This is a genomic window from Streptomyces hokutonensis, assembly GCF_042751305.1.
Lineage (GTDB): Bacteria > Actinomycetota > Actinomycetes > Streptomycetales > Streptomycetaceae > Streptomyces > Streptomyces hokutonensis_A.
Genome location: NZ_JBHYWD010000004.1, coordinates 180,324 through 202,554, shown reverse-complemented (window position 1 = coordinate 202,554; position 22,231 = coordinate 180,324). Strand labels below are relative to the sequence as shown.

22 protein-coding genes are annotated in these 22,231 nt (G+C 72.0%); 9 read left to right on the top strand and 13 right to left on the bottom strand.

Features of this window, described 5'->3' with window-relative positions:
* Window positions 1-147: 147 nt before the first annotated feature.
* Entirely contained in the window at window positions 148-498 is a 351-nt protein-coding gene (locus ACFXC1_RS13300; protein WP_093625585.1) for a chorismate mutase, read from the bottom strand.
* Between the two features lie 11 nt (window positions 499-509).
* Window positions 510-1,400: a helix-turn-helix domain-containing protein gene (locus tag ACFXC1_RS13295; RefSeq protein ID WP_381242218.1), complete on the bottom strand. Its 891-nt coding sequence runs from the start codon at window positions 1,398-1,400 to the stop codon at window positions 510-512.
* A gap of 86 nt (window positions 1,401-1,486) precedes the next feature.
* Between ACFXC1_RS13295 and ACFXC1_RS13290 the strand changes: the two genes are divergently transcribed.
* Window positions 1,487-3,304, top strand: coding sequence for a glycoside hydrolase family 35 protein (locus ACFXC1_RS13290; protein WP_381242216.1), 1,818 nt, complete (start codon window positions 1,487-1,489; stop codon window positions 3,302-3,304).
* Here the strand turns inward: ACFXC1_RS13290 and ACFXC1_RS13285 are convergent.
* From ACFXC1_RS13285 to ACFXC1_RS13275, 3 genes are read right to left on the bottom strand one after another with little or no spacing between them, the layout of a single operon-like run.
* Complete coding sequence (locus tag ACFXC1_RS13285) at window positions 3,235-4,488, bottom strand: vWA domain-containing protein (protein ID WP_381242214.1); 1,254 nt, start codon at window positions 4,486-4,488, stop codon at window positions 3,235-3,237. The two genes, ACFXC1_RS13290 and ACFXC1_RS13285, sit on opposite strands and share 70 nt — an antisense overlap.
* Window positions 4,485-5,735 (bottom strand): AAA family ATPase, encoded by a 1,251-nt coding sequence (locus tag ACFXC1_RS13280; RefSeq protein WP_381242212.1) that lies wholly within the window; start codon window positions 5,733-5,735, stop codon window positions 4,485-4,487. Before ACFXC1_RS13280 ends, ACFXC1_RS13285 begins: the two co-directional genes overlap by 4 nt.
* 60 nt (window positions 5,736-5,795) lie before the next feature.
* A complete protein-coding gene (locus tag ACFXC1_RS13275) occupies window positions 5,796-7,166 on the bottom strand; it encodes a hypothetical protein (RefSeq protein ID WP_381242210.1) in 1,371 nt (456 codons plus the stop codon).
* Window positions 7,167-7,337: 171 nt separating this feature from the next.
* Between ACFXC1_RS13275 and ACFXC1_RS13270 the strand changes: the two genes are divergently transcribed.
* Window positions 7,338-8,219, top strand: coding sequence for a hypothetical protein (locus ACFXC1_RS13270; protein WP_381242208.1), 882 nt, complete (start codon window positions 7,338-7,340; stop codon window positions 8,217-8,219).
* A 96-nt stretch (window positions 8,220-8,315) separates the two neighbouring features.
* Here the strand turns inward: ACFXC1_RS13270 and ACFXC1_RS13265 are convergent, their stop codons facing one another.
* Together ACFXC1_RS13265 and ACFXC1_RS13260 are read right to left on the bottom strand one after the other, a co-directional pair.
* Window positions 8,316-9,221 (bottom strand): SDR family oxidoreductase, encoded by a 906-nt coding sequence (locus ACFXC1_RS13265; protein WP_381242206.1) that lies wholly within the window; start codon window positions 9,219-9,221, stop codon window positions 8,316-8,318.
* Between the two features lies 1 nt (window position 9,222).
* Entirely contained in the window at window positions 9,223-9,957 is a 735-nt protein-coding gene (locus tag ACFXC1_RS13260; protein WP_381242692.1) for an SDR family oxidoreductase, read from the bottom strand.
* Between the two features lie 139 nt (window positions 9,958-10,096).
* Here ACFXC1_RS13260 and ACFXC1_RS13255 point away from each other — a divergent pair, with 139 nt between their 5' ends.
* From ACFXC1_RS13255 to ACFXC1_RS13240, 4 genes are read left to right on the top strand one after another with little or no spacing between them, the layout of a single operon-like run.
* The gene (locus tag ACFXC1_RS13255) at window positions 10,097-10,864 is read left to right on the top strand and encodes an enoyl-CoA hydratase family protein (protein ID WP_381242204.1); all 768 of its coding nucleotides are present in this window, start codon (window positions 10,097-10,099) and stop codon (window positions 10,862-10,864) included.
* Window positions 10,857-11,705, top strand: coding sequence for a CoA transferase subunit A (locus ACFXC1_RS13250; RefSeq protein ID WP_381242202.1), 849 nt, complete (start codon window positions 10,857-10,859; stop codon window positions 11,703-11,705). The genes ACFXC1_RS13255 and ACFXC1_RS13250 overlap by 8 nt, the downstream gene beginning before the upstream one ends.
* Complete coding sequence (locus ACFXC1_RS13245; protein ID WP_381242200.1) at window positions 11,705-12,433, top strand: CoA-transferase subunit beta; 729 nt, start codon at window positions 11,705-11,707, stop codon at window positions 12,431-12,433. The genes ACFXC1_RS13250 and ACFXC1_RS13245 overlap by 1 nt, the downstream gene beginning before the upstream one ends.
* Window positions 12,433-13,485, top strand: coding sequence for an NAD(P)H-dependent flavin oxidoreductase (locus tag ACFXC1_RS13240; RefSeq protein WP_381242198.1), 1,053 nt, complete (start codon window positions 12,433-12,435; stop codon window positions 13,483-13,485). The genes ACFXC1_RS13245 and ACFXC1_RS13240 overlap by 1 nt, the downstream gene beginning before the upstream one ends.
* Window positions 13,486-13,507: 22 nt before the next feature.
* Here the strand turns inward: ACFXC1_RS13240 and ACFXC1_RS13235 are convergent, their stop codons facing one another.
* The 3 genes from ACFXC1_RS13235 to ACFXC1_RS13225 are packed head-to-tail and all read right to left on the bottom strand — an operon-like array spanning window position 13,508 to window position 16,131.
* Entirely contained in the window at window positions 13,508-14,665 is a 1,158-nt protein-coding gene (locus ACFXC1_RS13235; protein WP_381242196.1) for an acetyl-CoA C-acetyltransferase, read from the bottom strand.
* Between the two features lie 26 nt (window positions 14,666-14,691).
* A complete protein-coding gene (locus ACFXC1_RS13230) occupies window positions 14,692-15,303 on the bottom strand; it encodes a TetR/AcrR family transcriptional regulator (RefSeq protein WP_381242194.1) in 612 nt (203 codons plus the stop codon).
* A gap of 39 nt (window positions 15,304-15,342) precedes the next feature.
* Window positions 15,343-16,131 (bottom strand): SDR family oxidoreductase, encoded by a 789-nt coding sequence (locus ACFXC1_RS13225; protein WP_381242192.1) that lies wholly within the window; start codon window positions 16,129-16,131, stop codon window positions 15,343-15,345.
* A 48-nt stretch (window positions 16,132-16,179) separates the two neighbouring features.
* On the opposite strand from ACFXC1_RS13225, the gene ACFXC1_RS13220 reads away from it, so the two are divergent.
* Window positions 16,180-17,319 carry an acyl-CoA dehydrogenase family protein gene (locus ACFXC1_RS13220; protein WP_381242190.1) on the top strand — a complete coding sequence of 380 codons (1,140 nt, stop codon included), beginning with the start codon at window positions 16,180-16,182 and terminating at the stop codon, window positions 17,317-17,319.
* Window positions 17,319-18,290, top strand: a complete 972-nt coding sequence (locus ACFXC1_RS13215) for an acyl-CoA dehydrogenase family protein (protein WP_381242188.1) — start codon at window positions 17,319-17,321, stop codon at window positions 18,288-18,290. The genes ACFXC1_RS13220 and ACFXC1_RS13215 overlap by 1 nt, the downstream gene beginning before the upstream one ends.
* Here ACFXC1_RS13215 and qcrB read toward each other — a convergent pair.
* The 3 genes from qcrB to ACFXC1_RS13200 are packed head-to-tail and all read right to left on the bottom strand — an operon-like array spanning window position 18,265 to window position 21,248.
* Window positions 18,265-19,914 (bottom strand): cytochrome bc1 complex cytochrome b subunit, encoded by a 1,650-nt coding sequence (gene qcrB / locus ACFXC1_RS13210; protein ID WP_381242186.1) that lies wholly within the window; start codon window positions 19,912-19,914, stop codon window positions 18,265-18,267. The genes ACFXC1_RS13215 and qcrB overlap by 26 nt on opposite strands.
* 54 nt (window positions 19,915-19,968) lie before the next feature.
* Window positions 19,969-20,532, bottom strand: a complete 564-nt coding sequence (locus tag ACFXC1_RS13205; RefSeq protein ID WP_381242184.1) for a HutD/Ves family protein — start codon at window positions 20,530-20,532, stop codon at window positions 19,969-19,971.
* Window positions 20,529-21,248, bottom strand: coding sequence for a vWA domain-containing protein (locus ACFXC1_RS13200; RefSeq protein WP_381242182.1), 720 nt, complete (start codon window positions 21,246-21,248; stop codon window positions 20,529-20,531). Before ACFXC1_RS13200 ends, ACFXC1_RS13205 begins: the two co-directional genes overlap by 4 nt.
* A gap of 115 nt (window positions 21,249-21,363) precedes the next feature.
* Here ACFXC1_RS13200 and ACFXC1_RS13195 point away from each other — a divergent pair, with 115 nt between their 5' ends.
* Window positions 21,364-22,203, top strand: coding sequence for a chitosanase (locus ACFXC1_RS13195; RefSeq protein ID WP_381242180.1), 840 nt, complete (start codon window positions 21,364-21,366; stop codon window positions 22,201-22,203).
* Window positions 22,204-22,231 lie beyond the last annotated feature (28 nt).

The following is a 22,231-nucleotide window of genomic DNA, read 5'->3' as shown; positions in this document are numbered from 1 at the left end:
AGGTCCCTCCCGCGTGGGACGACCAGCTTATGACGCAGGCGCTGACGGGGTGTGCCCGTCGGCTGACGAGGAGTGCACATGCAGGTGCACAGCGCAGCATCGCCCCGAACACACCCCGCTGTCACGCCCCTTACGGGACTCGTGCGGTCAATTCGCCGTGGGTGAACCGCCGTTGACGGCGTCCTCCGCGATGCGCTCGTGGTGCCGGATCACCTCGGCGATGATGAAGTTGAGGAACTTCTCGGCGAACGCCGGGTCCAGCTTGGCGTTTTCGGCCAGGGTGCGCAGGCGCTCGATCTGGCGGGCCTCGCGGGCCGGGTCGGCGGGCGGCAGCCGGTGTGTGGCCTTGAGGAAGCCGACCTGCTGGGTGGCCTTGAAGCGTTCGGCGAGCATGTGGACGACGGCCGCGTCGATGTTGTCGATGCTGTCGCGCAGCCTGGCCAGTTCCTCGCGCACGGCGGGGTCGACGTCACCGGTTCCGTTGTTGCTGGTGGTCATGGGCGACCACCCTACGTGGAGTGTGCCCACCCGATGATCGGCGGATCGGCCGGATCGGGGACCTGGTCGCTCCAGCCGCCGGGGACGGTGCGGCCCTGCTGGGCGCGGAAGCGGACGGGGGGCATGCCGACGCGGCGGGTGAAGAGGCGGGAGAAGTAGGCGGGGTCATCGTAGCCGACGCGGCGGGCGACGGCGGCGACGGGGAGTTCGGTGGCGGCGAGAAGTTCCTTGGCGCGGCCCAGGCGGATGCCGAGGAGGTAGTCCTTGGGGCTGCACCCGGCGCCCCGGCGGACGGCGGCGCGCAGGGCGGCTGGGGTCATGCCGTGCCGGGCCGCGTGGTCGGCGACGGTCAGCGGCAGACAGGCGTCGCGGGCGAGGCCCTGGAGGACCGGGTCGCCGTCGGGGGCGAGGTCGGCGCGGGCCCGGCGCAGGGCCACCAGGAGCTCGTGGACGGCGGCCCCGGTCTCCACCTCCAGGAGGGGGTTTCCGCGCCGCGCGGCGCGGGCCATGCGCCCGATGACCGCGCGGGGCCCGCTCGCGTCCGAGAGGGCCACCACGGGCCGCTCCGGCTCGATGTAGCCGAGTTCGGTGTACGTCGCCGTAGCGGGCCCGGTGAAGTCGACGAACCCCTCGTCCCAGCCGGCGCCGGGGTCGGGCGCGTAGTGGTGCGGCACGCCGGGGGTGAGCCACAGCAGCGCGGGCGCGGTGACGGCGGTGCGGCGGCCGTCGGGGGTGAGGTACCAGCCGCCGCCCGCGCTGATCACGACGGCCACGTGGTGGTCGAGGGTGCGGGGGCCGACCGTGGGCAGCTCGCCGTACTGGAGGCCGACGCCGAGGCAGGCGAGGCCGAGGCGGTGGTGGGCGGGTGTGGGCGTGAAGAACCGCATCCAGGTGTGGTACATCCGCGCCCCCTCACACGTCACTCGGTCCAAGTAGTGGCGATCTTTGTCCATGGACGTGATCGCCGCCAAGGGGAGAGAGTCGGCGCATGAGTGAGTTCACCGTGGGCGACAGGGACTTTCTGCTGGACGGGCGGCCGGTGCGGCTGCTGTCCGGGGCGCTGCACTACTTCCGGGTGCACGAGGCGCAGTGGGGGCACCGGCTGGCGATGCTGCGGGCGATGGGCCTCAACTGCGTGGAGACGTACGTCCCGTGGAACCTGCACGAGCCGGCGCCGGGCGGGTTCCGGGACGTGGAGGCGCTGGGCAGGTTCCTGGACGCGGCCCGGGAGGCGGGCCTGTGGGCGATCGTGCGCCCGGGGCCGTACATCTGCGCGGAGTGGGAGAACGGCGGGCTGCCGCACTGGCTGACGGACGAACTGGGGCCGCGCGCACGTACCCGTGACGCGCGCTTCCTGGGCCACCTGGAGCGCTGGTTCGGCCGGCTGCTGGCCGAGGTCGTGCCCCGCCAGCTGGACCGCGGCGGCCCGGTGATCATGGTGCAGGTCGAGAACGAGTACGGCAGCTACGGCTCCGACGCGGTCTATCTGCGGGCAGTGGAGGCGCTGTTGCGCGACCAGGGGGTGACGGTTGCGCTGTGCACCTCGGACGGCCCCGAGGACCACATGCTGGACGGCGGCTCGCTCCCCGGTGTCCTGGCGACGGTGAATTTCGGGTCCCACGCGCGCGTGGCCTTCGAGACGCTGCGGAAGTACCGCTCCGAGGGGCCGTTGATGTGCATGGAGTTCTGGTGCGGCTGGTTCGACCACTGGGGCGGCGAGCATGTCGTCCGCGCGGCCGAGGACGCGGCGTCCGCCCTGCGGGAGATCCTGGAGTGCGGCGCGTCGGTGAACGTCTACATGGCGCACGGCGGCACCAGCTTCGCCGGCTGGGCGGGCGCCAACCGGGGCGGCGGCGCCCTCCACGAGGGCCCGCTGGAGCCCGACGTGACGTCCTACGACTACGACGCCCCGATCGACGAGTACGGGCGCCCCACGGAGAAGTTCTGGCGGCTGCGCGAGGTGTTCGCCGAGTACGCCGACGCCCCGCTGCCCGAACTCCCGCCCGCACCGCCCGGGTTGGCCCACCCGGCCGAGGCGAGCCTGACCGGCTGGGCGCCCTTGAGCGACGTCCTGGAGGCACGCGGCGGACCGGAGTCCGAGGGTCCGGTCCCGCCCACCTTCGAGGAGCTGGACGTCGACCGCGGTCTCGTCCGCTACGCGGTGACCGTGCCGGGACCGCGCGCCCCGTATCCGCTCACCGCGCGGGGGCTGCGGGACCTGGCCGTGGTCTACGTAGACGGGCAGCGGGCCGGGATCCTCACGGAGGGCGACGAGCAGCTCAAGGAGCCAGTCGCGGGGCACGCGCGCGTGGAGCTGTGGGTCGAGTCCCTGGGGAGGGCCAATTACGGTCCCCGGCTCGGGGAGCCGAAGGGGATCACCGGGGGCCTGCTGCACGAGCGGCAGTACCTGCACGACGTCCGCGCGCGTGGGCTGCGGCTGGACGCGCTGGACGACGTCGGGGGCATCGCGCTGGGGGCGCTGCCTCCGGGCGACTCCCCCGGCCTGTACCGGGGCACCGTCGAGGTGCGGGGCGCCGGGGACGCCGTACTCGAACTGCCGGGCTGGACGCGGGGGTTCGTGTGGGTCAACGGGTTCAACCTTGGGCGGTACTGGTCGGCCGGGCCGCAGCGGGAGCTGTACGTACCCGGGCCCGTGCTGCGGGAAGGGGTGAACGACGTGTGGGTCCTTGAGCTCCAGAAGGCGCCGCTCGCCGGGAAGTCCGTCTCCTTGCGTGCTCAGCGGGAGACGGGGGCGGAGCCGATCTCGACCACGCGGGCCCAGTCGGGCGGGGTGTCCGGCACGTAGTCGGGGTCGTCCTCGTCGTACACCCCGGTCTCGTAGCGGCGCGGGAACAGGCCCACCACCGTCCGGCACGGCGGCCGCCGCTCCGGCCAGGGGGTCTGGCCGTCGGTGAGGACCACGACGGCGTCGGGCCGGGTGCGCAGCGCCTTGGTGAAGCCGGTGCGCAGGTCCGTCCCGCCGCCGCCGAGCAGTTCGATGCCCTCGGCGCGGCACAGTGGTTGCGCGACGCGGGCCGCCGCGTCGCACGACACCACGGAGACCAGGTCGCGGCGGCCGCCGACCGCGCTGGAGATCGCGGCGACTTCGAGGAGCGCGCTGCCCAGTTCGGCGTCGCTGACCGACCCGGAGGTGTCGATGACCACGCAGACCCGGGGCGGTCTGCGGCGCAGGCTCGGCAGCACCACGCCGGGCAGCCCGGCCGAGCGGCGCGAGGGCCTGCCGTAGCTGTAGTCCTCGCCCGCGCCGGGGGCGGAGACCGCCGAGCGGACGGCCGCGCCCAGCAACTCCCGCCAGGGCTGCGTCGGATGGAACGCCTCCTCGGCCCACCGCCGCCAGCCGCTCGGGGTGCTGCCCGGGTGGCCGGTGATGCCCTGCGCCACCCGGAAGCGGACCGCGTCGCGCTGCTGCTCGCTGAGCCCGTTCGCGCCGTCCGGACCCAGCTCCCAGCCCCGGTCGAGCCCGTCGGCGCCGCTGCCGCAGTCCAGCCACGCCAACGCCTGGGTGCGCGGCCCCAGTTGGAACCAGCGCAGGTAGTCCTCCATCAGGTTCCCGGCGGGCAGTCCCAGCGTCTTCGGCTTGATCGCGCCCGCGGGGGTGACCAGGCCCTCGCCGTACGCGTCGTCGTTGATCTCCATGTCGGCGGCGATGTTCATCCGCAGCCGCTCCCCCGGGCCGGTCAGTCCGCGTTCGCGGGCGAGGCGGTCGCCGCGTCCGTGGTGGTCGCGCAGCAGGTGGGACACCTCGTGGACCCAGACTCCGGCCAGGTCCTCGACCGGCATCCGGTCCACGAACCCCGGCGAGACATAGCAGCGCCAGTGCCGGTCGACGGCCATCGTCGGCACCTGCCGGGACGCGACGGTGTGCAGGGCGAACAGGGCGGTGGCCAGGTAGGGGCGCACGCGGGCCGCGTAGAGGCGGGCGGCGAAGAGCTTGTCGAGGTCGAGGTCCATGGCCGGGTCGGGGTTCATCGGCCGCCCTTCACGGTCGCGGCGGCGCGGTCCGCCCGTTGCGACAGGGCGACCACTCCGGCGAGTTGCTCGATGGACTCGGGTACGTCCCAGTCCTCCCGGCGCAGCGAGGCGAGGGTGGTCGCGGGGACGACGACGAGGTCCGGGGCGCCGGTCTCCAGCGCCCGGACCAGGAGCGCCCAGGCCGCGTCCCAGCGGGCCCGGTCGGGACGGTTGCGGACCGCGGCCACCACGCCGTCGAGAACGGCCTGGCGCAGATCCCCGCGCTCGGGCAGCTCACCGGCGGTCGGATCGGCGAGGAACGTCTCGGGATCGGGGAGGTCCATCCGGTCCACGGCGGCCAGCAGTTCCAGCCCGGGACCGTCCCCGACCGTGCCCCGGACCAGCAGGGACAGCATTTCCCGGGAAGAGCCGGCCGCGGTGGCGAACGCGGTCAGGCACACGGCCATCTCCCAGCTCCGGGGCGAGGGCCAGGCACCGCCCCTCCGTGCCTCGCTGCTGGGCAGTTGGTGGACCAGCTTGGGGCGGCCGGTGAGCAGTCCGCACACCGCGCGGCGCGCGTACTCCACGGCTCCGGGCAGCTTCTCCGGGTCGAGCCGCGGCAGGGTCGCCACGGGCCAGGTGCCGCCGAGGCCGCGTACGACGACCTCGTGGTCGTGGGTCCACTGGAGGTGCACGAACCGGTTGGCCAGCGGCGGGCTCAGCTCCCAGCCGTCGGCCGCCGAGGACCGGGGGTTGGCGGCGGCCACGATCCGCACCCCGGGCGGCAGTTGGAGCGCGCCGATCCGCCGCTCCAGCACGAGCCGCAGCAGCGCGGCCTGCACGGCGGGCGGCGCGGTCGACAACTCGTCCAGGAACAGCAGCCCCCGGCCCGTCCGTACGAGCCGTACGGCCCAGTCCGGCGGGGCCATCGGGACGCCCTGCTCGGCGGGATCGTCGCCCACGACGGGCAGCCCGGAGAAGTCGGACGGCTCGTGCACGCTGGCGATCACCGTCGTCAACGGCAGGTCCAGGGCCGCGGCGAGCTGGGTCAGGGCGGCCGTCTTGCCGATGCCCGGCTCGCCCCACAGCAGCACGGGGAGGTCGGCGGCGACGGCCAGGGTAAGAGCCTCCAGCTGGATGTCGGGGCGCGGTTCGGTGGTGGTGTCGCGCAGGAGGGCCAACAGGTCGCCGGCGACGTCGAGTTGGGTGGGGTGGGAGGGGTGGGAGGAGGTGTCGGTGGCGGCGTACAGGGTGCGTGTGGGCATATGTGGTCACCTTTGGGGTCGGAGTGAGACGTGCGTGGGTGAGGCGAAGGCCCCGGGCGGTCAGCGGCCGGCGGTGCGGCGGCGGACGTTCCGTGGGCGCGGAAGTCCTGGGAAGAAGTGGCCGGACCGAGGTCCGGGGCCGGCCAGGCCCGCCCTGAACAGCCCGTAACTGAGCCGCCGTTGGGCCGCCGCCCGGAGTTCGTCCCGCAGCGCGCCGCCGCGCAGCACCGCGTCGGGACCGAGCAGTCCCTCCACGACGGCGAGCGCGCCGGCGGTGTCGCCGTGGATGAGGCGTTCGCGGACGCCGGTGAGGCAGTCCGGGTGGCGGTGGGCGTCGTCGACCGCCTGGAGGCAGGGCAGCGGGGTGCCGGTCAGCGCGACGAGCAGTTCCTCGCGCCGGATCTCGTCCGGATCGTGGTCGAGAGGTGCCAGTACGCCGTCGACCAGCCCGATCCGGTGCAGGGCGCCCCGGCATTCGACCAGGTGCGGTTGCCCTGCCCGGTCCGGGATCCGTACGGAACCGTCCGGCCGGGGGCGATCCGGTACGAGTGCGGCGGCGACCAGCGGATGGAGCCGGCCGGCCTCGATCGCGCCGGTGCGGAGGAGTTCCAGGTCGGGTGGGACCCAGGTCGCCGCGTCGGGCAGGACCGGGAGGGCGGCGGCGCTGCCGTCGGTCGGTGCCGGTGCGATGCGCAGGGTGTCGGCGGCCGGATCCAGCACGAACCGGTGCCGGGAACCGAACCGTACGGTGACGGGACCGGCCGTCCGTCCCTCCGCGTGGAGCAGGATCGCCGCCTCGTCCGCCCACCGGTCGACGGCGCAGTTCCACGCCTCGGGCACGGTGTCCAGCGGAGCCGGGACCGGTGGAGGTTCGTCGGCGGCCGGCCGGTCGGCTCCGGAGCGGACCCGCAGCTCACCGCTCCTTCCCGCGTCCCACAGGTGTCGGTGCAGGTCGAGCCGGAACCGTCGGCTCGGCCGGGGATGCGGATGCCGCCGGGCCACGGCGTCCCGGCGGGTGCCGTCCCACAGCGCGAGGCCGATCCGCTGGCCGCCGTCGGCCCAGGCGGGTGGAGTCCGGACCACCAGGTGGAGCGGGTGGGCGGCATCGTGCTCGTAGCGGGCCAGGGTGATGGTCAGCCCCGGGCGCAGCAGCCCGTCCGGGGCGATCCTCGGCAGATGCCAGCGGAGCAGGTCGGGGGCGAGTCGGCGGAGGTCGGCGCGCACCTGGACGGCCAGTTCCCGGCCGTGGGTGCGCGCGAGGGACCGTAGGTCCAGATCGACGTCGACACCGGCGGCGGCGCAGGCGCCCGCCCAGTCCCCGGCGGCGCGGCGGACCGTGGCGGTCTCGATCATGGAGGGCGGCACGGCGAACTCGCGCACGCGCGGCCAGAAGGAAAGCCGGGAGTTCCCGTTCGCGGTGTGAGGGAGCATCAGCACTCACCTTGCGCGGACGGGACCCCCATTCTGTGAACAGAGTGAGTCGTCATCGCGGGGAGCATAGCCTTCTCCGCCGCGATCCGGCAGGGAATTATTGGGGGCGTGCATCCACGCCCCTCGGCATAGAGTGGATGCGGGTTCAGGGCGTCTCTGGGGGTTGTGGACGTGGCGGACGACGGACCGGTCGAGCACGGCTACCCGCATCTGGACACGGTGCGGGACTCCATCACCGCGCTCTACAAGCGCTTGTCGTACGACACCGTCCAGACGTTCGCGACCAGTGTGGCCCCCGTCGACGTGGCGTTCTGCGACACGGACGATCTGCATCTGGGGGCGCAGCGGGTGGCCCGGGAGATGGTCCGGCACTACCGGCTCCCGGATGCCCGGCTGATCGTCAGCTTCCGTGAGATGCAGCATGCGGCGAACGTCGAACTCACGGCCGGGCCCGAGTACTTCGTCGAGTTGAACGACCGGTTCCGCACCCATCGGCGGGACATCGGCGCGGCTCTCGCGCACGAGGTCATGCATGTCTACCTGCACCGCCTCGACCTGTCCTTCCCCGGCACCCGCGAGAACGAGATCCTCACGGACACGGCGGCGACGTATCTCGGCGCGGGATGGCTGCTGCTGGACGCGTACCGGGAGGACTCGGCTTCCTCGCAGAAGCTCGGCTATCTCACGCCGGAGGAGTTCGGGTACGTCCTCGCCAAGCGGGCGCTGGTCTTCGGTGAGGATCCCTCGGTGTGGTTCACGAGCCCGCAGGCCTACACGGCGTACGTCAAGGGCATGGAGCAGGCCCGCCGTGACGAGCAGCAGCCTCCGCTGACGGCGGCGGGGTGGGCGGGCCGGCGCCGCTACGCGCACGACCGGCGGCACGGGCCCGGAGTGCAGAAGGGGGTGCCGTACGCCTTCAGCGGGGACGGCCACGGCAGCTTGCGGGTGTCGTTCCCCTGCCCCACGTGCCATCAGCGGATCAGGGTGCCGGTGCGGGGGCGAGTGCGGGCGCGGTGTTCTTTGTGCCGGACCGTGTTGGAGTGCGACACGTAGGCCGGTGGGGCCGCCCTGGGGGCTCCGCCCCCCAGCCCCCGGCCTATGCCCTCCAGCACCCGTCTCGGTGAGACAAAAGGGCAGGTCCAACTACCACTACGCCCCGTACACCGCCCCCGGAACCTCCGCCTCCGCCAGCAGCTTCAGCACCGCCTCCCCCGCCTCCCCCGCACTCCACCGCGCCCCCTTGTCCGCGCTCGGCCCCGCCCTCCACCCCTCCATCACGGTGATGCGCCCGCCCTCTGCCTCGAAGACCCGACCCGTGACCCCCGCACTCGCGGCGGAACCCAGCCACACCACCAGGGGTGAGACGTTCTCCGGGGCCATTCTGTCGAAGCCGGCGTCGGGGGCCGTCATCGTCGCGGCGAAGGTGTGTTCCGTCATGCGGGTGCGGGCCGCGGGGGCGATGGCGTTGACCTGGACGCCGTAGCGGGAGAGTTCGGCCGCCGCTACGAGAGTGAGGCCTACGATGCCGGCCTTGGCGGCGCTGTAGTTGCCCTGGCCCACGGAGCCCAACAGGCCTGCTCCGCTGCTGGTGTTGATGATCCGGGCGGTCGGGGTGCGGCCCGCCTTGGTCTCGGCCCGCCAGTGCGCGGCAGCGTGCTTCAGGGGCAGGAAGTGGCCCTTCAGGTGGACGCGCAGCACCGCGTCCCAGTCGTCCTCGTCGAGGTTGACGAGCATACGGTCGCGCAGGTAACCCGCGTTGTTGACAAGGGTGTCGAGGCGGCCGTAGGTCTCCAGGGCGGTCGTGACCAGGGACGCGGCACCGGTACCCGTGGCGATGTCGCCGCCGTGGGCCACCGCCTCGCCGCCCGCCGCGCGGATCTCCGCGACGACCTGCGCGGCGGGGCTGTCGGGGTCCGGGGTGCCGTCGAGGCCGACGCCGAGGTCGTTGACGACGACCCTGGCGCCCTCGGCTGCGAAGGCGAGGGCGTGGGCCCGGCCGAGGCCCCGGCCCGCGCCGGTGACGACGACGACCCGGCCGTCGCAGATTCCGCTCATCTCACGTCTCCTTGTTGGCAGTTGCGGCGTCCAGGAACGCGGGCCGCTCCCCGCCCCCGTGGACGAGGAGGCTCGCGCCGCTGATGTACGCGGCGGCGGGGGAAGCGAGGAAGACCGCCGCCGCGCCCACGTCGGAGGGGTCGGCGAGGCGGCCGAGCGGGACGGTGCGGGAGACGGCCGCGATGGCGTCCTCGCCGCCGTAGTGCAGGTGGGACGACTCCGTGCGGACCATGCCGACGACGAGGGTGTTGACGCGGATGTCCGGCGCCCACTCCACCGCCATCGAGCGGGCCAGGTTCTCCAGGCCCGCCTTGGCCGCCCCGTACGCCGCCGAACCGGGCGAGGGCCGGCTCCCGCTGACGCTGCCGATCATCACGACCGACCCCCTGGCCCGCCTGAGGTGTTCGTACGCGGCGAGGGAGGCGGTGAGCGGGGCGAGGAGGTTCAACTCGATGATCCGCGCGTGGCGTTCGGCCTTCGCGTCGACGAGCGGGCGGTACGGCGCGCCGCCCGCGTTGTTGACGAGGACGTCGAGCCGGGGCAGCGCGGCGAAGAACTCCCTTACGGCGTCCGGGTCGCGCAGATCGAGGGGACTGAACTCGGTTCCCTCGACCGGGACTTCGGGCGGTTTGCGGGCGCAGGTCAGCACCTTGGCACCGGCCTCGACGAAGGCGCGCGCGATACCGGCGCCGACGCCCCGGGTGCCGCCGGTGACGAGGACGGTCCGGCCGTTCAAGGGGCGGTCGGGCGAGTTGTCCACAGGGCGGTTGTCCACGGAGTGGTTGTCCACAGGCCCTCCCGCTCGGATTCTGCGGCTGCTAGCTTCGAAGCCTCACACCTAACAAATGTTTGGTGGAAAGGTAGCTGATGCGTCCATGGGTGTCTCCACCTCCTCCCCGGAAAACTCGTTCGCGGGCAAGGGGATCTCGGTCGTCACGGTCGACTACCCGCCGGTGAACGCGCTGCCGGTGGACGGCTGGTTCGCCCTGGCCGACGCCGTGCGCGCGGCGGGCCGCGACCCCGGTGTGCGCTGTGTGGTGCTGGCGGCCGAGGGGCGGGGCTTCAACGCCGGCGTGGACATCAAGGAGATACAGGCGCGCGGACAGTCGGCCCTGGCCGGGGTGAACCGGGGCTGTTTCGAGGCGTTCGCCGCGGTGTACGAGTGCGAGGTGCCCGTGGTGGCGGCCGTGCAGGGCTTCTGTCTGGGCGGGGGCATCGGTCTGGTCGGCAACGCGGACGTGATCGTGGCCAGCGAGGACGCCACCTTCGGGCTGCCCGAGCTGGACCGGGGCGCGCTGGGTGCCGCCACGCATCTGGCCCGGCTGGTCCCCCAGCATCTGATGCGCGCCCTGTACTACACCTCGCGCACGGCGACGGCGGCCGAGCTGCACACGCACGGCTCGGTGTGGCGGGTCGTACCGCGCGCCGAACTGCTGCCGTCCGCGCTGGAGTTGGCGGCCGAGATAGCCGCCAAGGACGGCGAGCTGATCCGGCTCGCCAAGTCCGCGATCAACGGCATCGACCCCGTCGACGTCCGCCGCAGCTACCGCTTCGAGCAGGGCTTCACCTTCGAGGCCAGCGTCAGCGGGGTGGCCGACCGGGTGCGCGACACGTTCGGGAAGGAGGGGGCCGAGAGTGGCTGACAAGACGATGACCGCCGACGAGGTCGTGTCCCGGCTGACGAGCGGCATGACCCTGGGCATCGGCGGCTGGGGTTCCCGCAGGAAGCCGATGTCACTGGTCCGTGCGCTGTTACGGAGCGGCATCGGCGATCTCACCCTGGTCTCGTACGGCGGCCCGGACGTCGGGATGCTGGTGGCGGCCGGCCGGGTCCGCAGACTGGTCGCGCCGTTCGTCACCCTCGATTCCATCCCGCTCGAACCGCACTACCGCGCGGGGCGGGAGCGCGGGGAGTTCGAGCTGACGGAGGTCGACGAGGCCATGTTCATGTGGGGTCTGCGCGCGGCGGCGAACCGGCTGCCGTTCCTGCCGGTGCGCGCGGGGATCGGTTCGGACGTGATGCGGGTCAACCCCGGTCTGCGGACGGTGACTTCGCCGTACGAGGACGGGGAGACGTTCGTGGCGATGCCCGCGCTGCGGCTGGACGCGGCCCTGGTGCACGTCAACCGGGCCGACCGGCTGGGCAACGGGCAGTATCTGGGCCCGGACCCGTACTTCGACGACCTGTTCTGCGAGGCGGCGGACGCGGCCTATGTCTCCTGCGAACGGATCGTGGACACGGCCGAGTTGACGAAGGAGGCGCCACCGCAGTCCCTGCTCGTCAAACGGCTGCACGTGACCGGGGTCGTCGAGGCGCCCGGCGGCGCCCACTTCACGTCGTGCGCCCCCGACCACGGCAGGGACGAGGAGTTCCAGCGGCTGTACGCGACGACACCCTGGGCGGGGTTCTCCGAGCGCTTCCTCGCCGGGGACGAGGCGGACTACCGGTCGGCGGTGCGCAACTGGCAGGAGGAAGAGGGGTGATGGAGGTACTGCGTTCCGAATACTGCGTGATCGCCTGTGCGGAGGCGTGGCGTGACGCCGGTGAGATCCTGGCCAGCCCGATGGGCCTGATCCCGTCCGTCGGCGCGCGCCTGGCCCGGCTCACCTTCGCGCCCGACCTGTTGCTGACCGACGGCGAGGCGATGATCGTCCGTCCGGACGGGACACCGGAGGGCTGGCTGCCGTACCGGCAGCACCTCGCCCTGGTGTCCGGCGGACGCCGCCACGTGATGATGGGCGCGAGCCAGATCGACCGGTACGGCAACCAGAACATCTCGTGCATCGGTGACTGGGCGCGCCCGAAGCGGCAGTTGCTCGGGGTGCGCGGGGCGCCGGTCAACACGCTGAACAATCCGACGAGTTACTGGATATCGCGGCACTCCCGACGCGTGTTCGTGGAGAAGGTCGACATGGTGTGCGGGGTGGGCTACGACCGGGTCGCCGAGCACCCGGGGACAGCCCGTTTCCACCGCATCCCCCGGGTCGTCTCCGACCTCGGTGTCTTCGACTTCGCGACCCCCGACCGCTCCATGCGGCTGGCCTCGCTGCATCCGGGGGTCACGGTGGAGCAGGTCAGGGAGGCGACCGGCTTCGAGCTGACGGTCCCGGACGAGGTACCGCCGACCCGTGAACCCACCCCGGAGGAGCTGCGGTTGATCCGCGAGGTCCTCGACCCGGCCGACGCCCGCCGCAGGGAGGTGGCTGTCTGATGGAGACCGCGCTGACCAGGCTGGTCGGGGTGCGGCATCCGATCGTGCAGACGGGGATGGGCTGGGTGGCGGGCCCGCGTCTGGTGTCGGCCACGGCGAACGCGGGCGCGCTGGGCATCCTGGCCTCCGCGACCATGGACACCGACCGGCTCCGGGAGGCGATCCGCGAGGTCAAGTCCCGTACGGGAGCGCCGTTCGGGGTGAATCTGCGGGCGGACGCGGCGGACGCCGGCGACCGGGTGCGGATCATGATCGAGGAGGGCGTTCGGGTCGCGTCCTTCGCGCTCGCGCCCTCCGCCGAGCTGATCGCCGAGCTGAAGGAGGCGGGTGTGGTCGTGATCCCGTCGATCGGGGCGCGGCGGCACGCGGAGAAGGTCGCGGCGTGGGGCGCGGACGCGGTGATCGTGCAGGGCGGGGAGGGCGGCGGCCACACCGGGGAGGTGGCGACGACGGTGCTGCTGCCGCAGGTGGTGGACGCGGTGGACATACCGGTGGTGGCGGCGGGCGGCTTCTTCGACGGGCGGGGCCTGGTCGCGGCGCTGGCCTACGGGGCAGCTGGGGTTGCCATGGGCACCCGCTTCCTCCTCACCTCGGACTCGACGGTCCCGGACGCGGTGAAGGCGGCCTATCTGGCGGCGACGGTCAAGGACGTCACGGTCACGCGGGCGGTCGACGGCCTGCCGCACCGCATGCTCCGCACCGAACTGGTGGAGACGTTGGAGCACTCCGGCCGTACGCGGGCCCTGCTCCAGGCGATACGCCGGGCGGCCGGCTTCCGCCGCCTGTCCGGCCTGACCTGGCCGCGCATGATCCGCGACGGCCTCGCCATGAAGCACGGCAAGGAGCTGACCTGGAGCCAGATGCTGCTGGCCGCGAACACCCCGATGCTGCTCAAGGCGTCGATGGTGGACGGCCGTACGGATCTCGGGGTGATGGCGTCCGGGCAGGTCGCCGGGGTGATCGACGACCTGCCGTCGTGTGCGGAGCTGGTGGCGCGGGTGATGAAGGAGGCCGAGGAGGTGCTGTGGACGCTGGTCCGGGCCGACTCCTGAACCGCCCCGGGACTGCCCGGGATCAGAGCCGTTCGATGATCGTCACGTTGGCCTGGCCGCCGCCCTCGCACATGGTCTGGAGGCCGAACCGGCCGCCGGTGCGCTCCAGTTCGTGCAGGAGGGTGGTCATGAGCTTGACGCCGGTCGCGCCGAGGGGGTGGCCGAGGGCGATCGCGCCGCCGTTGACGTTGACCCGGTCGGGATCGGCGCCCGTCTCCTTCAGCCAGGCGAGGACGACGGGCGCGAAGGCCTCGTTGATCTCGACGAGGTCGATGGCGTCGATGGTCAGGCCGGTCTTCTTCAGGGCGTGGGCGGTGGCCGGGATGGGGGCGGACAACATACGGATCGGGTCCTCGCCCCGGACGGAGAGGTGGTGGATACGGGCGCGGGGCGTCAACCCGTGTTCCCGTACCGCCCGTTCGGAGGCGAGCAGCATCGCCGCCGCGCCGTCGGAGACCTGGGAGGAGCAGGCGGCGGTGATGGTGCCGCCGTCGACGACCGGTTTCAGGCCGGCCATCTTCTCCAGCGAGGTGTCCCGGCGCGGGCCCTCGTCGACCGCGACCGCGCCGTAGGCGACCGTCTCGCGTTCGAAGCGGCCCTCGTCGATGGCGCGCAGGGCCCGCCGGTGCGAGCGGAGGGCGAACTCCTCCTGGTCCTGCCTGCTGATGCCCCACTTCGCGGCGATCATCTCGGCGCCGGCGAACTGGTTCACCGGCTGTGTCCCGTACCGGGCGCGCCAGCCCTCGCTGCCCGCGAAGGGGCCGTCCGTGAGACCGAGCGGTTCGGCGGCCTGGCGGGAGGCGAAGGCGATGGGGATGAGGGACATGTTCTGGACGCCGCCGGCGACGACCAGGTCCTGGGTGCCGGACAGCACGCCCTGGGCCGCGAAGTGCACGGCCTGCTGCGAGGAGCCGCACTGCCGGTCCACCGTCACGCCCGGCACCTCCTCGGGCAGCCCGGCGGCCAGCCAGGCGGTCCGCGCGATGTCCCCGGCCTGCGGCCCCACCGCGTCCAGACACCCGAAGACGACGTCCTCGACGGCGGCGGGATCGATCCCCGACCGCGCGACCAGTTCCTTGAGCACATGCGCCCCGAGATCGGCCGGATGGACCCCGCTCAGCCCTCCCTTGCGCCGCCCGACGGGTGTCCGGACCGCTTCGACGATGTAGGCCTCGGCCATGCCAACTCCCCAGACTCACGCTTCGGTTACGTGCGTACGGCGATCCCGTCCAGCACCATCGACAGGTACTGCCGGGCGATCTCCTCGGCGCTGTGCTGTCCGCCGGGCCGGTACCAGGACGCGGCGACCCACACCGTGTCCCGCACGAACCGGTAGGTGAGCCGGACGTCGAGGTCGGCCCGGAAGACCTTGGCGGCGACCCCGCGCTCCAGCGTGGACAGCCACGCCTTCTCGAACTTGCGCTGCGACTCGGCGAGGAACGCGAACCGCTCCTGCGCGACCAGTTGTTTGCTCTCCTTCTGGTAGATCGCGACGGCGGCGCGGTGCCGGTCGATCTCCCGGAACGACTCGGTGACCAGGGCCTCCAGCGTCTCGCGCGGGCCCGACTCGGCGTCCAGGACGGTGTCGTAGCCGCCCCAGAGCTCGTCGAGGAAGGTCCGCAGGATCTCCTCCAGCATCGATTCCTTGGAGTCGAAGTGGTAGTAGAGGCTGCCCGCGAGCATGCCCGCATGGTCCGCGATCTTCCGTACGGTGGTGGCGTTGTAGCCCTGCTCGGCGAAGACCTCGGCCGCCGTGTCGAGGAGTTCACGACGGCGGGCCGGAGCGGCGGTCACCGGGGGTTTCTTCTTGGTCGGCACGGGACCATTCTCGTGCCACAGCGCCGGCACTTCGTCCCGCTACGCATGCTGGCTGCTCACGGAGACGACCTCGCCCGTCATGTACGAGGAGTAGTCCGAGGCCAGGAACACGATCACGTTGGCCACCTCCCAGGGCTCGGCGTACCGCCCGAAGGCCTCGCGGGCGGTGAGTTCCGCGAGCAGTTCGGGGGTCGTCACCTTCACCAGGTGCGGGTGCATGGCGAGGCTCGGCGAGACCGCGTTGACCCGCACGCCGTAAGCGGCGGCCTCGATCGCCGCGCACCGGGTCAGCGCCATCACGCCCGCCTTGGCCGCCGCGTAGTGCGCCTGTCCGGCCTGGGCGCGCCAGCCGACGACGGAGGCGTTGTTGACGATCACCCCGCCACCTGTTTCGCGCATCGCGCGCAGCGCGGCCCGGGTGCAGCGGAAGGTGCCGTTCAACGTCACGTCCAGCACCTTCGACCACTGCTCGTCCGTCATGTCGACGAGGTCCGAAGTGCCGCCCAGGCCCGCGTTGTTGACGACGACGTCGAGGCGTCCGTGCGCGGCGACGGCAGCGTCGAACAGCGCCCGCACCTGCGTCTCGTCGGTGACATCGCACGGCAGCGCGGCGACCGCCTCCGACCCGAACTCCGCTGCCAGCTCGGCCTCGTACTCCTTCAGCCGCCGTGTGTGCGCGTCGCTGATCAGCACGCGGGCGCCCTCCTGGAGGAAGCGGCGCGCGGTGGCCCCGCCGATCCCCGCGCCGGCGGCGGCGGTGACGACGGCGGTGCGCCCCTTCAGCAGCCCGTGCCCGGGGACGTGTGCCGGACTCTCGACGCCTGTCATACGGCCACGCTAACCTACCAAACACTTGTTAGGGAAGGATGGTTGGCGATGGACCTCGACTTCGCTCCCGCCGAGGAGGCGTTCCGCGCCGAGGCCCGCGCCTGGCTGCGCGCGCATGTGCCGGCCACTCCGCTCCCCTCCCTGGAGACGAAGGAGGGCTTCGCCGCGCACCGCGCGTGGGAGGCCCAACTCGCCGCGGACCGCTGGTCGGTGGTGTCCTGGCCGGAGGAGTACGGCGGCCGGGGCGTGGACATCGTGCGGTGGCTGCTGTTCGAGGAGGAGTACTACGCGGCGGGTGCGCCGGGCCGGGTAGGCCAGAACGGCATCAGCCTGCTCGCCCCGACCCTCTTCGACCACGGCACGCGGGAGCAACGCGCGCGCGTGCTGCCGCCGATGGCGACCGGCGAGGTGGTGTGGGCGCAGGCGTGGTCGGAGCCGGAGGCGGGTTCGGATCTGGCCTCGCTCACCTCACGGGCGGTGCGCACGGGCGGGGGCTGGCTGCTGAGCGGGCAGAAGACGTGGTCCTCGCGCGCGGCCTTCGCGGACCGCGCGTTCGGCCTGTTCCGCAGCGAGCAGAACACCCCGAAGCCCCAACAGGGCCTGACCTACCTGATGTTCGACCTGCGCGCGCCCGGCGTCACGGTCCGCCCGATCGGCCGCCTCGACGGCAGACCGGCCTTCGCGGAACTCTTCCTGGACGAGGTGTTCGTCCCCGACGAGGACGTGATCGGCGAGCCGGGCCAGGGCTGGCGGGTCGCCATGTCGACCGCCGGCAACGAACGCGGCCTCACCCTCCGCTCCCCCGGCCGCTTCCTCGCCGCCGCCGACCGCCTGCTCAACCTCTGGCGGGAGCAGGGCAGTTCACCAGCGGCAAGAGACCGGGTGGCGGACGCCGTGATCGGCGCCCGCGCCTACCAGCTCTTCACCTACGCCAACGCCTCCCGTTTCCTGGACGGCGAGTCCATCGGCCCGGAGTCCAGCCTGAACAAGGTCTTCTGGTCCGAGTACGACATCGCCCTGCACGAGACCGCCCTCGAACTACTGTGCACAGAGGGCGAGTTGGCGGACACCGACTGGGCCGAGGGCTACGTCTTCTCCCTCGCGGGCCCCATCTACGCCGGTACGAACGAGATCCAGCGCGACATCATCGCCGAGCGCCTGCTCGGCCTGCCGAAGGGCCGCCGCTGATGCGCTTCCTCCTCGACCCCGAACAGCGGGCGTTCGCCGACTCGTTGAACGCGATGCTGACGGCCGCGGACACTCCGTCGGCCGTACGGTCCTGGAGTCGCGGCGAGCATGCGAGCGGGCGGGCGCTGTGGCGCCGTATCGCGGGGGCGGGGGTGTTCGCGCTCGCGGTGCCCGAGGCGTACGAGGGGCTCGGTCCCCGGCCGGTCGAAGTCGCGGTGGCGTTCGTGGAGTTGGGGCGGCACGCGGTTCCGGGGCCGCTGGTGGAAACGGTCGCGGCAGCCGCGCTGCTGAGCGAACCCGCCCTGGCCAAGCGCCTGTTGCCCGCGCTGGCGGCGGGCGGGGCGATGGCCACGGCGGCGCCGGCGGGGTCGTACGCGCTGGACGGCGACGTGGCGACGATCCGGCTGAGCTGGGACGCCGACGGACTGCGGCTGGCGCCCGGGCACGACGGACCGGTACACGCGTCCCTCGACCCGGCGCGCCGTCTCACCCGCCTGCTCCCGGGCGGTGAACTCCTCACCCCGGAGCCGCCCTTGGCCCAGGCCCTCACCTGGGCCCGGCTGGCCACCGCCGCCCAGGCGCTCGGTGTCGGCCTCGCGCTGCTCGACAGGACCGTCGCGTACGTCAAGCAGCGCACCCAGTTCGGGGTCCCCGTCGGCTCGTTCCAGGCGGTGAAGCATCAGCTGGCCGATGCGAAGATCGCGTTGGAGTTCGCGCGTCCGCTGGTCTTCGGTGCCGCGCTCACCATGACGGAGTCGGACGTGGCCGCCGCGAAGGTCGCCGCGTGCGAGGCGGCGTACGCGACGGCCCGGACGGCGCTCCAGCTGCACGGCGCGATCGGCTACACGGCGGAGTACGACCTGTCGCTGTGGCTGACCAAGGCCCGTGCCCTGCGCGCGAGTTGGGGCGACCCGGGCGAGTGCCGGGCCGCCGTACTCGAAGGCCTCAGTGGTGGTGATCGCCGCTCGTGAGTTCCTTGTACTCCTCCACCGTCGGCTTCGGGATGTGGGTCTCGGGGCCGAACATCGCCTTGGCGAGCCGGGCCCGCACCCGCTGTCCGCCCTTGACCTGGCGGCGCACGCCGTTCGCGTCGACGAGCGGGCCGATCTCGTAGGGCGGTTCCTGTTCGTGCTGGGTGAGTCTGAACAGCTCGTCCTGCGCGAGGGGTTCGTGGACCTCGACGTACTCGCCGTGCGGCAGCATCTTGATGAGGCCGGACTCGCGGCCGTGCAACACCTTGTCGCGGTCCCGGCGTTGGAGTCCCATGCAGACGCGCTTGGTGACGAGGAAGGCGACCACGGGCATCACGAAGAAGGAGACCCGTACGAACCAAGTGATCGCGTTGATCGAGAGGTTGAGATGGGTGGCGACCACGTCGTTGCCGCCGCCGATCAGCAGCACGCCGTACAGGCTCAGCCAGGCCACCCCGAGTCCGGTGCGCACGGGCATGTTGCGCGGCCGGTCGAGGATGTGGTGTTCGCGTTTGTCGCCGGTGATCCAGGCCTCGATGAAGGGGTAGGCGCCGATGGCGGCGAGGATCAGCGGGAAGAGCGTGAAGGGGATGAAGACGCCCAACTCCAGTGTGTGGCCCCAGGCGTTGATCTCCCATCCCGGCATCACGCGGATGAGCCCCTCGGAGAAGCCGAGATACCAGTCGGGCTGGGCGCCGGTCGTCACCAGGTCGGGCCGGTACGGGCCGAAGGCCCACACGGGGTTGATGCTGGCGATGCCGCCCATGATGGCGAGCACCCCGAAGACGAGGAAGAAGAAGCCGCCCGCCTTGGCCATGTAGACGGGCAGGAAGGGCATGCCGACCACGCTCTTCTGGTCCCGTCCGGGCCCGGGGTACTGCGTGTGCTTGTGGTAGAAGACCAGGATCAGATGCGCGACGACCAGGCCCAGCATGATCCCCGGCAGCACCAGGACATGGATCGGGAAGAGCCGCGAGATGATGTCGTGCCCCGGGAACTCCCCGCCGAACAGGAACATCGAGAGATACGTCCCGACGATCGGCACGGACAGGATCGCGCCGTCCGCGAAACGGATGCCGGTGCCGGACAGCAGGTCGTCGGGGAGCGAGTAGCCGGTCAGCCCGGTGATGATGCCGAGGAACAACAGGGTCCAGCCGAAAACCCAGTTGAGCTCGCGCGGCTTGCGGTAGGCGCCGGTGAAGAACACCCGCATCATGTGGATGAGCATGCCCGCGATGAAGACGACGGCCGCCCAGTGGTGGATCTGCCGGATCAGCAGCCCGCCGCGCACATCGAAGCTGATGTCGAGCGTGGACTCGAACGCCCGGGTCATCGGGATGCCGTTCAACGGCGTGTACGAGCCGTGGTAGATGACCTCGACACCGCTCGGCTCGAAGAACAGAGTGAGATAGACGCCCGTGAGGATCAGGATGATGAAGCTGTAGAGGCAGATCTCGCCCAGCATGAACGACCAGTGGTCCGGGAAGACCTTGCGCATATTGGCCTTGGCCAGCGCGTACAGCCCGAGCCGTCCGTCCGCCCAGTCGGCGAGCTTCTCCCCCTTGCCGGCCTCACCCGGCCGTCCGCCGCCCGCTGTGCCGTTCACCGTTCGTGCGCCGTCCATACGTTCGCCGCCCTCCCCGCCCGGATCACTCCACAGGGTGTCACGGGGGCGGGGCTAAGCCAACGGTGCGTCAGCGGGCAATGGCAGCCCGATCACGGCGGTACGACCCCGGGCGTGCAGCACCGCCTCCTGGTCGCCCAACTGGACGGCGTCGTAGGGCCCGAGGGTCAGTCCGGCCACCTCCGCGACCCCGTCCAGCGCCACCACCAGGGCGCCCGCGCGCAGGGGCAGCCGCCCCCGGACGACGGCGACCGTGGGGGCCGTGGCACCCGCGCCCCGGCGCCACATGACGTTGAGGTTGACGACCGGGCCGTCGAGCAGCCGGCAGTCGGTCGGCACGTCTCCCCTGAAGTCCCTTGGTACGTAACGGGTGTTGACGAGTTGCCGGTCGCCGTCGACGGTGAGGTCCATGCCGGTGCCCTCGACGAGGGTCAGGGTCCGGTCGACGTCCGGGAAGGCGGAGAACGGCCCGTCCGCGCCGACCTCGGCGAGGCTCACCCGCCACGCGAAGTCGTCCATGCCCGCGCCCTCGGGCCAGACGGCGATCTCCCGTGTCACACCGCCACCGTTCTTCCAGGGCAAGGCAGTTCGCGCCGAGGCGGGCAGGACGCGGGTCACTGGACGATCCCCCGCTCTCGTGCCGTCGACAGCCACTGCGGGAACTCGCCCACGAGCCGGTCGTAGAGCTCCGCGTCGGACATCTTCAGCGGATCCGAACCGGCGTGGAAGAAGCCCGCGTTGTCGACGGCACGCTTCTGTGGCACCGCCAACTCGTCGAGTTTGCGCAGGAATTCGAACTGCTTGCTCTTCGCGTCGCCGAAGCCGACGAACTGCCAGAACATCGGCAGCCTGGCGGCCTTGCACACATACCGTTCCGCCGCGAGCTTGTTGATCGGGCCGCCGTCGGTCTGGAAGACGACGAGGGCGGGCGCCTTGGAGCCGCTGTCGAGGTAGTGGTCGATGACGGCGTCCATGGCGAGGTGGTAGCTCGTCTTGCCCATGTGTCCGAGTCCGGCCACGATGCGGTCGATCCGGCCCGCGTGGTCGGCGAGTGCGATGTCCGTGACAGCGTCGACGTCGGTCGAGAAGAAGACGACCGGCACGGTCCCGTCGTCGTCCAGGTGTGCCGACAGCCCCAACACCCGGTCCGCCAGCGCCTGCACGCTGCCGTCCTTGTAGTACGGCTTCATGGAACCCGAGTAGTCGACCACCAGATAGACGGCCGCCCGCTGCCCGTCCAGCCCGTGCTTGCGGAGCGAGACCCCGGCGCTCTTGTACAGGCTGACCAGCGCGGGCGCGGTCTCCTCGACCTTGCTGAGCGAGATCGCGGCCACAGGGGCTCCCTTCGGATCACGGCGAAAGGAGAGAGATTACGCCACGCGGGTCCGGCAGTCCCCATGTCCCCCCAACCCCCGGAATTGGGGACGTAACCTCCCTACTCTGGGCCCCATGAAACGCGCCGGCGTCCTGATCCTCGCCGCCGTACCCCTCGTCCTCCTCGCGGCGACGGCCTACGGCTCCTCACCCACCGCCCACGACGACCCGCGGCCCGTGCACCCGGCCGCCGAGGCACAACACAGAGCACCCGAGGGACTGGCCGCGCCGGCCATGAAGAACCTCGCCCAGGAACTGGTGGCCAGCGCGGAGAACTCGACGCTCGACTGGCGCAGCGCGTACGGATATGTGCAGGACATCGGCGACGGCCAGGGCTACACCGCGGGCATCATCGGCTTCTGCACCGGCACCCACGACCTGCTCGTCCTGGTCGAGAAGTACACCGCCGCCCACCCCGACAACGGTCTCGCCCGCTACCTCCCCGCCCTGCGCAGGGTCGACGGCACGGACTCCCACCAGGGCCTCGACCCCGGCTTCCCGGCCGCCTGGCGCGCCGAGGCGAAGGTCCCCGCCTTCCAGGCGGCACAGGAGGAGGAACGCGACCGCATCTACTTCGACCCGGCGGTCAGCGCCGCGAAACGCGACGGCCTGGGCCCGCTGGGGCAGTTCATCTACTACGACGCGATCGTCTTCCACGGCCCGGGCACGGACGGCTTCTACGGCATCCGCACGCGCGCGATGCAGCGGGTCGCGCCTCCTGCCCAAGGCGGCGACGAGAAGGCCTACTTGAGCGCCTTCCTCGACGTCCGCCGCGCCACGATGCGGGCCAAGCACCCCGGGATCGACACCTCCCGCGTCGACACGGCGCAGCGGAGGTTCCTGGACGAGGGGAACCTGAGCCTGCGGACGCCGTTGGTGTGGAAGGTGTACGGGGAGACGTACAAAATCCCCTAGAAATCCGGGACTTGAGCCTGCACATGCG

Coding starts and splice junctions, on each gene's coding strand:
- ACFXC1_RS13295 (WP_381242218.1), bottom strand. CDS start 1,400: ATGTACCACACCTGGATGCGGTTCTTCACGCCCACACCCGCCCACCAC.
- ACFXC1_RS13195 (WP_381242180.1), top strand. CDS start 21,364: ATGAAACGCGCCGGCGTCCTGATCCTCGCCGCCGTACCCCTCGTCCTC.
- ACFXC1_RS13240 (WP_381242198.1), top strand. CDS start 12,433: ATGGAGACCGCGCTGACCAGGCTGGTCGGGGTGCGGCATCCGATCGTG.
- ACFXC1_RS13290 (WP_381242216.1), top strand. CDS start 1,487: ATGAGTGAGTTCACCGTGGGCGACAGGGACTTTCTGCTGGACGGGCGG.
- ACFXC1_RS13255 (WP_381242204.1), top strand. CDS start 10,097: ATGGGTGTCTCCACCTCCTCCCCGGAAAACTCGTTCGCGGGCAAGGGG.
- ACFXC1_RS13280 (WP_381242212.1), bottom strand. CDS start 5,735: ATGCCCACACGCACCCTGTACGCCGCCACCGACACCTCCTCCCACCCC.
- ACFXC1_RS13220 (WP_381242190.1), top strand. CDS start 16,180: ATGGACCTCGACTTCGCTCCCGCCGAGGAGGCGTTCCGCGCCGAGGCC.
- ACFXC1_RS13300 (WP_093625585.1), bottom strand. CDS start 498: ATGACCACCAGCAACAACGGAACCGGTGACGTCGACCCCGCCGTGCGC.
- ACFXC1_RS13245 (WP_381242200.1), top strand. CDS start 11,705: ATGGAGGTACTGCGTTCCGAATACTGCGTGATCGCCTGTGCGGAGGCG.
- ACFXC1_RS13275 (WP_381242210.1), bottom strand. CDS start 7,166: ATGCTCCCTCACACCGCGAACGGGAACTCCCGGCTTTCCTTCTGGCCG.
- ACFXC1_RS13225 (WP_381242192.1), bottom strand. CDS start 16,131: ATGACAGGCGTCGAGAGTCCGGCACACGTCCCCGGGCACGGGCTGCTG.
- ACFXC1_RS13215 (WP_381242188.1), top strand. CDS start 17,319: ATGCGCTTCCTCCTCGACCCCGAACAGCGGGCGTTCGCCGACTCGTTG.
- ACFXC1_RS13285 (WP_381242214.1), bottom strand. CDS start 4,488: ATGAACCCCGACCCGGCCATGGACCTCGACCTCGACAAGCTCTTCGCC.
- ACFXC1_RS13235 (WP_381242196.1), bottom strand. CDS start 14,665: ATGGCCGAGGCCTACATCGTCGAAGCGGTCCGGACACCCGTCGGGCGG.
- ACFXC1_RS13265 (WP_381242206.1), bottom strand. CDS start 9,221: ATGAGCGGAATCTGCGACGGCCGGGTCGTCGTCGTCACCGGCGCGGGC.
- qcrB (WP_381242186.1), bottom strand. CDS start 19,914: ATGGACGGCGCACGAACGGTGAACGGCACAGCGGGCGGCGGACGGCCG.